Below are 14,959 nucleotides of genomic sequence, written 5' to 3' on the forward strand. Positions count from 1 at the left end.
TGTTGTGGAAGCAACTGTCTTCTCAAATCTCGCGGCCGCCTGCCTGTAGAGCGGAGCTTGTGGCAATCCCCTCTTGGGGACTCCGCTGCTCTTCGTTCGGTTCGCGGGGAAGGCCCCAGCGGAGCAAGCTCCGCTCTACAGGTGGGGGCCGGCATGGCGGCGAGAGGCTTTCCCGGTGAAGCCCCTCGCCGCCATGGCGGCTCCCACGGGGGGAGTTCCGTTTTCTCAAGGCCTGAGGACGGGCCCGGTAGAATGGGCGGGCAATGGATGTCTCCCACCTGCTCGACGATCTCAATCCGGCCCAGCGCGAGGCCGTATCCGCCCCTTCGGGGCATTACCTGGTGCTGGCCGGCGCCGGCTCGGGCAAGACGCGGGTGCTCACCCACCGCATTGCCTGGCTGAACGAGGTCCTGGGCGTGCCCACCCACGGCATCCTGGCGGTGACCTTCACCAACAAGGCCGCCGCCGAGATGCGCCATCGCACCGACGCGCAGCTGCGCAACGGCAGCCGCGGCATGTGGATCGGCACCTTCCACGGCCTGGCCCACCGCCTGCTGCGCCTGCATTTCAACGAGGCGCGGCTGCCCGAAGGCTTCCAGGTGCTGGACTCGGACGACCAGCAGCGTCTGGTCAAGCGCGTGGCCCAGGCGCTGGAGCTGGACGAGGGCAAGTACCCGCCGCGCCAGATCGCCTGGTGGATCAACCAGCAGAAGGACGAGGGCCGCCGCCCCCAGCACATCCAGCCCGAGGGCCGCGACGAATGGCTCAGCGCCATGGTCGCCGCCTATACCGAGTACCAGGCGCGCTGCGACCGCGCCGGGCTGGTGGATTTCGCCGAACTGCTGCTGCGCGCGCACGAACTGCTGCGCGACACCCCGGCGCTGCTGGCGCATTACCGGCGCCGCTTCGGCCAGCTGCTGGTGGACGAATTCCAGGACACCAACGCCATCCAGTACGGCTTCATCCGCCTGCTGGCCGGCGACAGCGGGCAGGTGTTCGTGGTCGGCGACGACGACCAGGCCATCTACGGCTGGCGCGGGGCCAAGGTGGAGAACGTGCAGCGCTTCCTCACCGACTTCCCCGGCGCCCAGACCATCCGCCTGGAGCAGAACTACCGCTCCACCGCCAACATCCTGGGCGCGGCCAACGCGGTGATCGCGCACAACCCCGACCGCATCGGCAAGCAGCTGTGGACCGATGCCGGCCAGGGCGATCCGATCGACCTCTACGCCGCCTACAACGAGGTCGATGAGGCGCGCTACGTGGTCGAGCGCGCGCGCCAGTGGGTGCGCGAGGGCGGCAGCTACGGCGAGGTGGCCGTGCTCTACCGCAGCAACGCCCAGTCGCGCGCGCTGGAAGAGGCCCTGCTGGCCGAACAGGTGCCGTATCGCGTCTACGGCGGCATGCGCTTCTTCGAGCGCGCCGAGGTCAAGGACGCGCTGGCCTACCTGCGCCTGGTCGCCAACCGCGCCGACGACGCCGCGTTCGAACGCGCGGTCAACACACCGCCACGCGGCATCGGCGAGCGCACCCTGGACGAGGTGCGGCGCGTGGCCCGCGGTGCGTCGCTGTCGCTGTGGGACGCCGCGCGCCAGGCCGCGCAGGGCGGCGACCTGGCCGGGCGCGCGCGCAACGCGCTGGCCGCGTTCGTGCAGCTGATCCAGGCGCTGGGCGAGGAAACCGCCGCGCTGGACCTGAAGGACAAGATCGACCACGTGCTGGCGCGCTCGGCGCTGCGCGAGCACTGGGCGCGCGAGAACAAGGGCGGGCTGGACGCCGAGTCGCGCACCGAGAACCTGGACGAACTGGTCTCGGTGGCCTCGCGCTTCGCCCGCGCCGAGGTCAATCCGCTGGAGCTGGACGACACGCCCGATGCGGCGCAAAGCATGGACGAGCTGGTGGCGTTCCTGTCCTACGCGGCGTTGGAGGCGGGCGAAGGCCAGGCCCAGGCCGGCGAGGACGGGGTGCAGCTGATGACGCTGCATTCGGCCAAGGGGCTGGAGTTCCCGCTGGTGTTCCTGGTCGGGCTGGAGGACGGGCTGTTCCCCAGCGCGCGCTCGGTCGAGGAGCCGGGCAAGCTGGAGGAGGAGCGGCGCCTGGCCTACGTCGGCATCACTCGCGCGCGGCAGAAACTGGTGCTGGCCTACGCAGAGTCGCGCCGCATCCACGGCATGGACAACTACAACGTGCCCTCGCGCTTCCTGCGCGAGATTCCGCGCGAGCTGCTCAACGAGGTGCGGCCCAAGGTGCAGGTGTCGCGGCCGGCCTCGCTGGGGGCGATGCGGGGTGCGGGCGGGCATGCGGCGCTGGAGGTGCCGGCGCTCAAGCTGGGCGCCAATGTGTCGCACCCGAAGTTCGGGGCTGGGGTGGTCATCGACTATGAGGGGGCGGGCGCGCATGCGCGGGTGCAGGTGCAGTTCGACGAGGGGGCCAAGTGGTTGGTGTTGGCCTACGCGAATCTGTCGCCGGCTTGAGGCGTTGGGCTTGCTCGCGGGTTTAGAGCCGCCGACGAATCCTCTACCGTCGTTCCCGCGCATGCGGGAATCCAGCGACTTTCGCGCGGCGAGGTCGAAGGTTCTGGGTTCTCTTCTTCGCGGGAACGGTAGGTTTGTCAGCGGCTCTTAGTGGGTTTCTGCTCTGATGCTGTTGGCGCGCGATAGTTCTTGAATCAAAGGCTTTCGTGCGGCTTCGCCGCCCGACCTACTTTTCTTTGCTTGTGCAAAGAAAAGTAGGCAAAAGAAACACACCCCGGGCGGCACGCCTGCGCTGCGCGCAGGTCCGCTGCGGGGCGAGGGATTTTCCAAGGGGACATCCTGTCCCCTCGGAAAACGCCGCACATCCCTGTGCGGCGCCCTTCGGGTCTTGTCCTCACCCCTCCGCCGTGCCTTACGGGGGACCTGGAAGCCAAAGCCAAAGCCGGAGCCGGAGCCAAAGCCAAAGCCGGAGCCAGAGCCAGAGCCAGAGCCAGAGCCAGAGCCAGAGCCAGAGCTAGAGCTAGAGCTAGAGCTAGAGCTAGAGCTAGAGCTAGAGCTAGAGCTAGAGCTAGAGCTGGCGCCGCGGGTGGGGCGGGGCGGGTTTAGGCGGGGGGTGGTGGGGGGTGGGAGGAGGCGGTAGCACGCGCTTCGCGCTGGCGGTTGGGGTTGGGGCTGGGCTGGCGGGTTTTTGCGGGCTTTGATCGCGATCAAGGCGGGGTGGGGGCGATCGCGCTTGAATAGGGCATCACCGCAGCGCGTGGAGGGTCCCATGTACCGACGCATTCTGATTGCCATCGATGGTTCCGAGCTTTCCCTGCGTGGCCTGGACCAGGGCCTGGGGCTCGCGGCGCGGCTGGGCGCCAAGGTCGACATCCTGACCGTGTCCGAGCCGTGGGCCGGCGGCATGGTCGATGCGCAGGGCTGGGTGGTGGGCTATGAATCCGGTCCCGAGTACCGGGCCGAGCGGGAGCAGGCCGCCAACGCCATCCTGCAGCCGGCGCTGGATCGGGCCGAGGCGATGGAGGTGGAGGCCGAGCCGATCCATGTGCTGGACCGTTATGCCGCCGACGGCATCCTGGAGACCATGGCGGCACGCGGCAATGACCTGGTGGTGATGGCCTCGCACGGCCGCCGCGGCGTGACCCGCGTGCTGCTGGGCAGCCAGACCGCCGAGGTCCTGACCCGCAGCACCGTGCCGGTGCTGGTGGTGCGCTGATCGGCCGGGCGCACCGCGCCGCGGTTGCGCACGTCCATGGACTTCCGCGTTCGCGGGAGTGACGCGTCCGGATGGGCGCCGGTGTCTGGGGAAAAGCCGTCATCCCCGCGAAAGCGGGGATCCATGGACGTCCGCCCAGATCGCCTCAGACCTCATCTACCGAGTCCACATCGGCACCACGACACGCCGAACGCGCGGATCCGGCGACCCCGACGCCACTCAGACCGTCACGGCCTGCCCAGCAGTCTCGAACAGCGCAGCCTGCTCGACTCGCAGGCGATCGATCAAGCGCCCCTGCGGCAGCTCCACATCGGCATAGGTCAGCACCTGGTCCTTGGCCACGTCGTGCCGGAGCACGCAGCCCTCGGCCACGCCCATCGGCAGCAGCGCGTCGCGCGCGGTGAAGTCGGCGCGCTCGCACTGGCCATAGGTCAGGTAGCCGCCCAGCGCGTCGATCGTCTCGCCCGCAGCCAGGTCGCGCTTGGCGGTAGCCACCACCTCGACCAGCGGGCCGCCCAGCGGCTGCAGCACCGCATCGCGCAGCAGCACCACGCGCGCCACCGACAGCGGCACTTCGAAATGGCACAGGTGGTACGGCGTGTAGAAGCTGTACAGCGGGCCCTCGCCCAGCTTGTAGAGGTTGAGGTAGTGCTGCTGTTTGGGATCGTCGTGACTGGCCAGCACGTACACGCCCGGGCTGGGCAGCGCGCCGACCACGTAGTCGACCGCGCCGCCGACGGCCTTGAGCGCGTCGATGTCGTATTTCCTGGTCAGCTCGTCCACGTGGCCACGGTGGTCGTAGCCGGTCATGCCGCGCTGCAGGATCGACATGCCGGTGCCGTTGGCGACGATGGCCTGCTCGAAGCTGATCTTGGTGCCGTCGGCGAAGCTGGTGACCATGTACGGGTCCTGGCCCCACTTGGCGGCGAAGCCGGCCTGCGTGGTCGGCGTGCGATACGGGTCCTGCAGGCCCTTGATGTTGCCGCACATCAGCGGCGTCAGCCCGATCGACTTGACGAAGCGGAACAGGTTCATCTGCACGCCGGGCTGGTCGCCGTCGCAGGCGGTGAAGATCACGCCGGCCGCATCCGCCTTGCGCTTGAGCAGCGGGCCGACGGTGCCGTCCAGCTCGGCGTTCATCGTGACCATGTCGCGGCCGTGGGCGATGGCGGCCAGCGAGATGTGCGCGCCGTACTCCACCGCGCCGGTCGCATCGACCAGGCAGTCGAGCAGGTCGCATTCGTACAGCAGCGCCGGGTCGTGGGTGACCGCGGGCACGCCGCTGGTGATGGCGTCGGCCAGCGCGCGGCCGGTCTCGACCACGCGCGCCTGCACGCCGGCCAGGGCGAAGGCGGCCAGCGCCTTGTCCACGTTGCGGTTGCAGATCACCGACAGCACCATGCCCGGCACCGAATGCACGATCTGGTTGACGATGCCCTTGGCCATGAAGCCGGCGCCGTACAGCCCGACGCGGATGGGGGTGCCGGCGGCCTGTCGCGCCTGCAGCAGTCGATCGATGACCATGGGGGAAACTCCTTGAAGCGTGGCTCAGTAGCCGATCAGCCGATCGACGCCGTGATAGGTGGGGTCGAAGTCCGGCCAGGCCGCATCCTTGTCCGAGACGATCCGGCCCGCCGCCGGCCACTGGATGTCGAAGGTCGGGTCGTTCCAGCGCAGCCCACGCTCGGCGCTGGGCTCATAGAACGCGCTGGCCAGGTAAAAGGCCTCGGTGTCCGGTTCCAGCGTGACGAAGCCATGGGCGAAGCCGCGCGGCACGTAGTAGGCCAGCCGGTTCTCCGCCGTCAGTTCCACCCCGTGCCACTTCAGGTACGTGGGCGAATCCGGACGCAGGTCGACGATGCAGTCCCACAGCGCGCCGCGTACGCAGCGCACGATCTTGACCTCGGCGGCCGGCGGCAGCTGGTAGTGCATGCCGCGCAGCGTGCCGGCCTCGGCGTTGTAGGAGTTGTTGACCTGCACGAAGCGGTCCACCAGCCCCGCCGCGGCCATTTCCTTCTCGCAGAACACCCGCGCGAACCAGCCGCGCGCGTCGCCGCGCTGTTCCGGCTCGATCACATAGGCGCCGTGCAGCGGCGTGCTGTGGAACTTCATGCCGCCGCCCGCAGATCGGGCGCCAGCACGCCGCTGTCGACCAGCCCTTCCAGGATGCGCAGGCGGATGAAGCCGCTCTGGCGGAAGTTGCGGTCGGAGAAGGCGGTGCGCTGCAGCTCGTCGCGCAGCTCGGCGATGGTGCCTTCCAGCGTCTCGATCGGCTGGTGGTCCGGCGCCAGCCGCTCGAACAGCGAGAAGTCCACGCGGTAGGAGCGGTTGTCCGCCGGCGCGTTGGTCGAGATGGAGACCTCGGCGGTGGGGATGGCCGCGCCCACGGCACGGGCCAGGTCGCGCACCTGCACGTTCCAGCGCTCCGAGCCGGCGTTGACGAACAGGTAGCGTCCGCCCTGCGCGGCCGGGCGCTGGATCGCCCATTCGATCGCGCGCGCCATGTCGCGCACGTGGATCAGCGGGCGCCAAGGCGTGCCGTCGGAGAGCACGTCGACCTTGCCGCTGGCCACCGCGCCGGCGACGAAGTCGTTCAGCACCAGGTCCAGGCGCAGGCGCGGCGAGGCGCCGCAGGCGGTGGCGAAGCGCAGGGCGGTGACGGTCATGTCCGTGTCCAGGGCCGCCAGCCCGGTCTCGGTGTCGATCTTGGAGTGCGCGTAGGCGGTCAGCGGCGCCACGGCGCTGGATTCCGAGCGCGGCGTGCCGTCGGCGGCGGCGCCGTAGACGCTGCAGCTGGAGGCGAACACGAAATGCTTCACGCCCGCCTCGGCCGCCGCGCGGGCCACCGACAGGCTGGCCTTGCAGTTAATCTGGTCGGTGACCTGCTCGAAGCGCTTGCCCATCGCATCGTTGGACACCGCGGCCAGGTGCACCACCGCGTCGAAGCCGGCCAGCTCCCGCGCGGTCAGGTCGCGCACGTCGCGGAACCATTGTTCGTCCAGCACCACCTCGGGCAGGCCGCGCTTGTCCGACAGGCAATGGGCGAACCAGCCGCGGTCCACGCCGACCAGCCAGGCCTGCGGGAAGCGCTGGCGCAGGTGCCTGGCCAGGACCGGCCCGATGTAGCCCATGTTGCCGGTGATCAGGATGCGCATCGTTGCTTACTCCCAGACGCGCCAGGGCGCCTTGTTGTGGTTCCAGAGATCGTTGAGATAGTTCTTGTCGCGCAGGGTGTCCATCGGCTGCCAGAAGCCTTCGTGCTTGTACACGCTCAGCTGGCCCTGCTCGACCAGGCCTTCCAGCGGCGCGCTCTCCCACACCGTGTCGTCGCCCTCGATGAAGTCGGCGACCTTGGGCGAGAGCACGAAGAAGCCGCCGTTGATCAGGCCGTCGCCGTCGGCCGGCTTCTCGCGGAAGCCGGTGACCGCATCGCTCTCCACCCGCAGCGCGCCGAAGCGGCCGGGCGGCTGCACCGCGGTCACCGTCGCCAGCCGGCCCTCGCGCCGGTGCAGGGCGATGCCGGCGCCGATGTCCACGTCGGACACGCCGTCGCCATAGGTCAGGCAGAAGGCCTCTTCGTCCTTCAGGTAAGGCATCACCCGCTTGAGGCGGCCGCCGGTCATGGTGTCCGCGCCGGTGTCCACCAGGGTCACGCGCCAGGGCTCGGCGCGGCTGTCGTGCAGGGTGGTGGTGTTGCTGGCCAGGTCGCAGGTGATGTCCGAGCCCATCAGGTGGTAATTGATGAAGAAGTCCTTGATGACCTCGCCGCGATAGCCCAGGCAGACGATGAAGTCGTTGATGCCGTGGTGGCTGTACATCTTCATGATGTGCCACAGCACCGGCCTGCCGCCGATCTCCACCATCGGCTTGGGCCGCACGGAGGTCTCCTCGGAGATGCGGGTGCCCAGGCCACCGGCCAGGATGACTGCCTTCATTGCTGCTCCTTCCGCGTCACGTCTTGGTCTCCTGCGAAAAAGTCATGGCTCGCGCGTCCTGGCCGCGCCGGCGAAAGCACGGCGCGACGGGCGGCCCTGACCGCAACGCGCAAGGGGGACTGCCCGATCAGACGGTGACGTCGCGGCGACGCACCAGCGGCGTGCCATGCGCGACATCGACCATGCCGGCCATGCGGGCCAGTCGCTCGATCCGTTGTTGAAGACGCGGACTGCGGGGAAGGCCGGCCACATCCAGCAGCTGGCCCCAGCGATGCGCCCAGTCGTGGCGGCGCAGGGCCTGGCTGACATTGGTCGCGCGCGCCTGCTCCAGGCGCGCGCTCTGGCTGCCCAGGTCGGCCAGGAACGCGCCCACGTCCGGCGTGCCGGGCGGCAGCTCGATCACCGCATCGGGCCAGTCGAAGTGGTCGTCGAACTCCGGGCAGTGCTGGCGCGAGCCCAGCACGATCGCCCCGCCGGCGGTGCCCTCGAAATAGCGCGTGGCCAGCGCGTTCTTGCGCACGCCCTTGAACACCCCGGTGATGTCCACGGTGAAGTCGTAGGCGATGAAGTACTTGGCGCGCTTGATCATCGCCGCCGACTGGGCGCGGTGTTCGGCCCAGTCGGTGACCGCGCCGGCCTTGAGCACGTCGTGCACGTAGAAGAAGTTGCCGTCGTGCGCGGCCAGCGCGCTGAGCTTGGTGTGCAGCTCGGGCATGCGCCGGCCCAGGGAGAGCACGTCGATGCTGCGCGGCGGCGCCTCGGGGTAGGGGCAGGACAGCAGCGTGTCGCAGGCGCTGGGCAGGAAGGAGATCGGCGTGGAGGTGTACTGGCGCAGCGCCGGGATGCTCTCGGCGTTGAGCACGAACACATGATCGAACGCGTCGAGCATGCGCAGCTCCTGCGCCTGGTGCGGGAAACGCTCGGGCCAGCCCTCGAGCAGGTAGCAGTACGCCTTGCCGCAGCGCTCGCGCCAGCCCTTGATCCGCGCCAGCGTGGTCAGCTCGGGCGGGAACTGGCACACGAACACGAACACGTCGTAGTCGCGGCCGACCTGGGTCTGGCCGGCGTTGGACAGGCCCGGCCGGCCCAGCCGGCGCCAGGCCTGCGACACCACCCGGTGGCGCAGCTCGTTCCACAGATAGCCCACGCTGGGATTGACCCCGCGCCCGGCCGTATGCGGCGCGGCGGACGGGATCAGCAGGTCGGCGTTCTCGACCTGGGCGATCACGTTGAGGAAGGCGTAGGCCTGGCCGTTGAACGGCTCGGGCCAGGCGTTGTAATTGCTCGACAGCAGGACCGATCGGTCGGCCATGGGCATTCCTTCGTCAAGTGTGGGGAAACCTGACGCATCGCCTCGCGCCTTCCTGCAGGCGTCCGCCCATGCGCAGCGGCGCAGGGCGGACCGGACCTTCAGGAACGCGCGGCCACGATGGACCGGCACGGCACCGCATTCAGCCCACCGGTCGCGACCCGGCGCGCCTCCCGCGCGCGCCCCAGGTCGTGTCCCCCCCCCGATGCCGCTGCAATGGCATCTTTCGGTGGCTTACTGCGGTTAACGCAGTCGCGCGCGCGGACAGGACAGCGGGGCGCATCGCGCGTCCCGCGCTTCAATGGCAGGCAGTTGGCCGCCCGCGGCGGCTCAGTAGATCTTGCGCTCGGCCGCCGGCGGCGGGCTGAACTGGTACAGCCAGGTCTCGCTCAGGGAGCCGGTGGCGTCCTTGAGGTACAGGCGTAGATCGATCTGGCTGCTGTCTTCCTTCTCCGGCACCACGTCGAACATCACCCGGTAGCCGTGCAGCTCGCGCAGCGGCCGGCACGACACCGTCTCCAGCGTGCCGCCGCGGATCTCCAGCGCCGGGTCGACCTTGGCGTTGGCCGCTTCCAGCGCGGCCAGCTTGCCGCCGACGAAGTCCACGGCGAAGCGCTGCGACCACTTGCTGCGCTTCTGCCCCACCACGCCGCCCAGGCCGGTGCGGGTGGCCACGCAATGCGCCTGCGGCGGCTGCGAGGGCGCGGCCGAGCCCCAGAACAGCTTGTAGCCGTAGAGCAGCTCCTGGCCGGCCTGCGGCTTCTCCTTGGGGTTCCAGAACGCCACGATGTTGTCGAAGGTCTCATCGACCGTGGGGATCTCCACCAGCTGCACCGAGCCGGCGCCCCAGCCGCCCTTGGGCTCGATCCACAGGCACGGGCGCTTCTCGTAGAACACGCCGTCGTCCTGGTAGTGGTCGAAGTCGCGATCGCGCTGGAGCAGGCCGAAGCCCTTGGGATCGTTGTCGGCGAAGGCGTTGAAGCGCAGCTGCGGCGGATTGGTCAGCGGGCGCCAGATCCACTCGCCGCTGCCGGTGTGCAGGGCCAGGCCGTCGGTGTCGTGGATCTCCGGGCGCCAGTCCCAGGCCATGCGGCGGTCGTTCTCGCCGGTCTGGTACATGCTGGTGCACGGCGCCAGGCCCAGGCGCTCGATGCTGGTGCGCGGGTAGAGCGCGCAGTCGATGTCCATCAGCAGCGGCTCGCCCGGGGTCAGCGCGAAGCGGTAGGCGCCGGCCACGCTGGGCGAATCCAGCAGGCCGTAGACCACCAGCGTATTGGAGCCCTTGGCCGGCCGCTCCAGGTAATAGGCGACGAAGTCCGGGAACTCCTCCGGCTTGCCCATGCCCGTGTCGATGGCCAGGCCGCGCGCGGACTGGCCGTACTGGCCCTCCTTGCCGACCGCGCGGAAGTAGCTGGCGCCCAGGAAGGCGGCGAAGTCGCGGTTCGGATCGTCCTTGGTGTTGAGGCGAAAGCCCGCAAAGCCCAGCGTGTCCGGCAGCTTGACCTTGGCCAGGCCGCTGTCGCCGTAGTCGAACATGCCCGCGTTGTACTTGATCTCGCGCGCCTGGCCGTCGGCGACCTCGTGCATGGTCACCGGCCGCTTGAAGTACAGGCCCATGTGGAAGAACTGGGCCAGGAAGGCATCGTCCTGGCCGGTCCACAGCGCGTGGTCCTTGCGGTAGCGGATGGCCTGGTAGTGGTCCCAGCTGATCCCGTCCAGCGCCGCCGGCAGCGGGCCGCCATGCGGCTTGTACGGCGCGCTGGCCAGTGCCCGCGCCTGGCCCTTCAGGCTGGCGTAGTCGAAGGGCTGGGCCGGGCCGAACACCAGGTTGGACTTGCCGGGCGCGGCCAGCGCGGCCTGCGAGGCCAGCAGCGAGGGGGGCAGGCCCAGGGCGGCCAGGGTCCCGGCGGCGCGGGTGAGGAATTGACGTCGGATCATGCAGGCGGGGGCAGGGCCGAGAGAGAAGGAATCGGGTAGATGCTAAGCGTTGTGGCGTTGGCGGTCTGCTGACAAAGCGGCCGTTGCCTGTCTGGCCTATTCATCTTCACGCGCTTTCACGGATTCTTTACATCTCAAACGGTCCACTTGTTGGGTGCTCCACAAGCACGCGTTTCGCGTGTCGGGTCGCAGTCCACAGCTGGGAGGGACGGCGCGCGACGGACGGGAAGCAAGCGGATGCTGTCGCATTAACTTTCGTAGAGTCCGGGTGAAGATCCGGGCTTCCCGTCACCCTCACCATAGACCCATGTCCGTGTCCTTTCGGTCGCAGTGGCTGGATTGGCGTCTGCCTCTGCTGACGCTGATCGTCCTGCTCATCGTCATCCTGCCGACCCTGCTGCTGCAGCAGCTGTTCACGTCCACGCTCAACGCGGCGGCGTGGGTCACGCACACCCATCAGGTCGAGGCGCAGGTCAATGCGCTGACGGTGGAGCTGCGCGAGGCCGAGGAGTGCAGCCTGCTACTGGCCATGGGCGCGGACGCCAATATCCCGCGCCAGCGCCTGAAGGCCTCCCCGGCCGTGCTCGAGCGCATGCTCGATCAGCTGCAGGCGCTGACCAAGGACAATGCCGACACCCAGGTGCGGGTGGGCCGCCTGCGCGAGATCGCGACCCGGCGCATCGCCCTGGCGACCGAGCTGCCGGACAGCGTCGGCCCGCGCCGCGCCCAGATCCTGAAGCTGCTGGCCAGCGACCTGCCGGCCCATCCGGTCCTGCAGGAACTGCTGCAGGACGAGCAGCGCATGAAGGCCCAGCGCGAGCGCGACTTCCAGGACCGGCGCGAGCAGGTGCGCTGGCTGGGCCTGGGCGCGATGGTGCTGCAGCTGCTGCTGCTGGTGTTGATCATCTGGCTGCTGGCCCGGCAGATGGGCCAGCGGCTGTCGGCCGAACAGGCCTCCTCGCGCGCCGACGCGCGCGCGGCCACCGTGCTGCAGACCGTGCGCGAGCCGATCGTGGTGCTGGACCGCGACCAGCGCGTGCTGCTGCACAACGCGGCCTTCGCCGAGCTCTACGCCATCGACGAGGACGACCTGGCAGAGCGCCATCCGCGCCTGGACGAGCTCAGCGACGCCTGGGACGACGATGTGGTGCGCCAGCGCCTGGCCGACGTGCTGGCGCGCGGGCGCGAGCTGTGGGACTACGAGGTCCAGCAGCTGACCCGCGGCAGCGTGCAGCGCACCCTGCTGCTCAACGCCCGGCGCATGGCCCTGCCCGACGGCGGCGACGACGCGGTGCTGATGACCTTGAGCGACGTGACCACGCAGAAGACCAGCCAGCAGCGCATCATCGACCTCAACCGCCAGCTGGAAGGCAAGATCGAGCAGGTCTCGGACGTCAACCGCGAGCTGGAGGCCTTCAGCTATTCGGTCTCGCACGACCTGCGCGCGCCGCTGCGCCACGTGTCCGGCTTCGCCGACAAGCTGGCCCGCCACCTGGGCGAGGACACCGACGAGCGCAGCCGCCACTACCTGCAGGTGATCGGCGACTCGGCGCGGCGCATGTCGGCGCTGATCGACGACCTGCTGGTGTATTCGCGCCTGGGCCGGGTCGTGCTGCGCCTGCAGGCGGTGGACATGCAGTCGCTGGTGGCCGAGACGCGCTCGATGCTCGATGCGCAGGTCAGCGCGGACAAGCACGCCCTGCCGCTGCGCGTGGACTGGGACATCGACCCGCTGCCGATCCTGGTGGGCGACGAGAACATGCTGCGCCAGGTCTGGCAGAACTTGCTGGGCAACGCGGTCAAGTACAGCGGCAAGCGCGAGGTCGCCCAGATCCACGTCGGCTACCGGCTGGAGGGCGATGGCGAGCATCACTTCTGGGTGCGCGATAATGGCGCCGGTTTCGACATGGCCTACGCCGGCAAGCTGTTCGGCGTGTTCCAGCGGCTGCACAAATCCAGCGAGTACGCCGGTACGGGCATTGGCCTCGCCAGCGTGCGCCGCGTCGTGACGCGCCATGGCGGCCGCGTCTGGGCCGAGGCCGAGCCCGACCAGGGCGCCACGTTCCACTTCATCATCCCCAGCTCGCCGGACGACGCGTTCGTCCCGCGCGGGCCCACCCCTGCAGAGTTCCTCTCATGAGTACCCCGATCCGCACCATCCTGCTGGCCGAAGACAGCATCGCCGACGCCGAGATGGCGATCGACGCGCTGCGCGAGGCCAACCTGGCCAACCCCATCGTGCACGTGGAGGACGGCGTGGAGGCGCTGGATTACCTGCTGCGCCGCGGCGCCTATGCCGAGCGCCCGGAGGGCCTGCCGGCGGTGGTGCTGCTGGACATCAAGATGCCGCGCATGGACGGGCTGGAAGTGCTGCGCGCGATCCGCGAGGACGAGGCGCTCAAGCCGCTGCCGGTGGTCATCCTGTCGTCCTCGCGCGAGGAAAGCGACCTGGTGCGCAGCTGGGACCTGGGCGCCAACGCCTATGTGGTCAAGCCGGTGGACATCGACCAGTTCTTCACCGCGGTCAAGACGCTGGGTACGTTCTGGGCCGTGTTCAACGAAGCCCCGGGGCAGGCCTGAACGGCATGCCGCTGAGCGCCGCCCCGATCGGCCCCGTGCGCATCCTCCTGGTGGAGGATTCGCCGGAGGACGCCGAGCTGACGTCCATGCAGCTGGTGGACGCGGGGCTGGAGGCCGAGTTCGAGCGGGTCGATACCGAGGCCGAGCTCGCGCGCGCGCTGGCGACGTTCAAGCCGGACCTGGTGCTGTCGGACCTGAGCATGCCGGGCTTCTCCGGGCATCAGGCGCTGCAGCTGGTGCGTAGCCATCAGCCGCCGATCCCCTTCATCTTCGTCTCCGGCACCATGGGCGAGGAGACCGCGGTGCAGGCGCTGCGCGAGGGCGCGGCCGACTACATCCTCAAGGACAAGACCGCGCGCCTGCCGTCGGCGGCCGCGCGCGCGATCCGCGAGGCGCGTAGCGAGCACGAACGCGCGCGCGTGGAGAAGGAGCTGCTGCGCTCGCAGCGGCTGGATTCGATGGCGATGCTGGCCGCGGGCCTGAGCCACGACCTGCGCAACATCCTGCAGCCGCTGCTGATCGTGCCGGACCTGCTGGCCATCCACAGCGACAACCCCAAGATCCACAAGCTGGGCGAGGTGATCGCCGAGTCCGGCCGGCGCGGCCACGAGATGGCCGAGTCGATGCTGTCCTTCGTGCGCGGCGCGCGCAAGGCGCGCGAGGACGTGTCGGTGGGCGAGCTGTTCCAGGCCGTGCAGGTGCTGCTGCAGGGCACCCTGCCGGACAACGTGCGCCTGGACCTGCAGCCGCCGGCCACGCCGGTGCAGATCGACGCCAACTACGTCGAGCTGCAGCAGGTGCTGATCAACCTGTGCCTCAACGCGATCCAGGCCATGCCCACGGGCGGCACGCTGACCCTGTCGGCGCGGCCGGTCGAGGAAGGCGTGTGCATCCGCGTGGCCGATGAGGGCATCGGCATGGACGCCAAGACGCGCAGCCAGCTGTTCACCCCGTTCTTCACCACCAAGTCCGAGGGCACGGGCCTGGGGCTGATGTCCTGCCTGCGCATCGTCGAGCAGTACCAGGGCCGCATCGAGGTGGACAGCACGCCGGGCGTGGGCACGACCTTCGCGGTGGTGCTGCCGGTCACCGGCGGCGCCGCGCCGCAATCCAGCGTGCCGGCCCCGGGCCAGGGCCAGCGCATCCTGCTGGTCGACGGCGACAGCACGCGCCAGTCGCTGCTGCGCAACGCGCTGGAAAGCCAGGGCTACGCGCCGGCCACCGCGCCCGACGGCGCCTACGCGCTGCGCGCGGCCGTGGTCGACGGCATGCCCGAGCTGTTCATCATCGACAGCGACTTCGTGCTGCTGCCGGCCACCGCGCTGGTGCAGGCGCTGGTCCAGCGCGGCTATCGCGGCCCGGTGCTGCTGCTGCAGGATCCGGCGCGCCCGTTCGACCGCTCCGAACTGCCGGCGGGCCTGCGTGCGGAGTTCCTCGACAAGCCGCTGGAAATGGGCCGGCTCTTCCACGCCGTGGCCGAGGCGCTGCAGCCCGCCGAGGGCTGAGC

General features: G+C 69.5%; 11 protein-coding genes. 5 read left to right on the forward strand and 6 right to left on the reverse strand.

Annotation, left to right across the window (positions count from 1 at the left end; all coding sequences use genetic code 11):
* Window positions 1–263 precede the first annotated feature (263 nt).
* Both uvrD and WFQ05_RS07545 read left to right on the forward strand, forming a co-directional pair.
* A complete protein-coding gene (gene uvrD, locus WFQ05_RS07540) occupies window positions 264–2,474 on the forward strand; it encodes a DNA helicase II (RefSeq protein ID WP_130535338.1) in 2,211 nt (736 codons plus the stop codon).
* A gap of 769 nt (window positions 2,475–3,243) precedes the next feature.
* A complete protein-coding gene (locus WFQ05_RS07545) occupies window positions 3,244–3,690 on the forward strand; it encodes a universal stress protein (protein ID WP_337053323.1) in 447 nt (148 codons plus the stop codon).
* A gap of 219 nt (window positions 3,691–3,909) precedes the next feature.
* Here the strand turns inward: WFQ05_RS07545 and WFQ05_RS07550 are convergent, their stop codons facing one another.
* From WFQ05_RS07550 to WFQ05_RS07575, 6 genes are all read right to left on the reverse strand, one after another.
* Complete coding sequence (locus tag WFQ05_RS07550; RefSeq protein ID WP_337053325.1) at window positions 3,910–5,214, reverse strand: SAF domain-containing protein; 1,305 nt, start codon at window positions 5,212–5,214, stop codon at window positions 3,910–3,912.
* 24 nt (window positions 5,215–5,238) lie between these two features.
* Window positions 5,239–5,802: a dTDP-4-dehydrorhamnose 3,5-epimerase gene (gene rfbC, locus WFQ05_RS07555; RefSeq protein WP_130524595.1), complete on the reverse strand. Its 564-nt coding sequence runs from the start codon at window positions 5,800–5,802 to the stop codon at window positions 5,239–5,241.
* Window positions 5,799–6,845 (reverse strand): SDR family oxidoreductase, encoded by a 1,047-nt coding sequence (locus WFQ05_RS07560; protein ID WP_130524596.1) that lies wholly within the window; start codon window positions 6,843–6,845, stop codon window positions 5,799–5,801. The genes rfbC and WFQ05_RS07560 overlap by 4 nt, the downstream gene beginning before the upstream one ends.
* A gap of 6 nt (window positions 6,846–6,851) precedes the next feature.
* Complete coding sequence (gene rfbF / locus WFQ05_RS07565) at window positions 6,852–7,625, reverse strand: glucose-1-phosphate cytidylyltransferase (protein WP_130520769.1); 774 nt, start codon at window positions 7,623–7,625, stop codon at window positions 6,852–6,854.
* Between the two features lie 127 nt (window positions 7,626–7,752).
* A complete protein-coding gene (locus tag WFQ05_RS07570) occupies window positions 7,753–8,937 on the reverse strand; it encodes a glycosyltransferase (RefSeq protein WP_337053326.1) in 1,185 nt (394 codons plus the stop codon).
* Between the two features lie 327 nt (window positions 8,938–9,264).
* Window positions 9,265–10,872, reverse strand: a complete 1,608-nt coding sequence (locus WFQ05_RS07575) for a glucan biosynthesis protein D (protein WP_130524598.1) — start codon at window positions 10,870–10,872, stop codon at window positions 9,265–9,267.
* A gap of 307 nt (window positions 10,873–11,179) precedes the next feature.
* Here WFQ05_RS07575 and WFQ05_RS07580 point away from each other — a divergent pair, with 307 nt between their 5' ends.
* Genes WFQ05_RS07580 through WFQ05_RS07590 form a run of 3 tightly spaced genes read left to right on the forward strand, consistent with a single transcriptional unit; the run spans window position 11,180 to window position 14,957 of the window.
* Window positions 11,180–13,012 carry an ATP-binding protein gene (locus WFQ05_RS07580; RefSeq protein ID WP_337053327.1) on the forward strand — a complete coding sequence of 611 codons (1,833 nt, stop codon included), beginning with the start codon at window positions 11,180–11,182 and terminating at the stop codon, window positions 13,010–13,012.
* Window positions 13,009–13,452 (forward strand): response regulator, encoded by a 444-nt coding sequence (locus tag WFQ05_RS07585; protein WP_130524600.1) that lies wholly within the window; start codon window positions 13,009–13,011, stop codon window positions 13,450–13,452. Before WFQ05_RS07580 ends, WFQ05_RS07585 begins: the two co-directional genes overlap by 4 nt.
* Window positions 13,453–13,457: 5 nt before the next feature.
* Window positions 13,458–14,957, forward strand: coding sequence for an ATP-binding protein (locus WFQ05_RS07590; protein ID WP_130561024.1), 1,500 nt, complete (start codon window positions 13,458–13,460; stop codon window positions 14,955–14,957).
* Window positions 14,958–14,959 lie beyond the last annotated feature (2 nt).

This window comes from Pseudoxanthomonas sp. USHLN014 (assembly GCF_037153335.1).
In the GTDB taxonomy this organism is placed as follows: domain Bacteria; phylum Pseudomonadota; class Gammaproteobacteria; order Xanthomonadales; family Xanthomonadaceae; genus Pseudoxanthomonas_A; species Pseudoxanthomonas_A winnipegensis.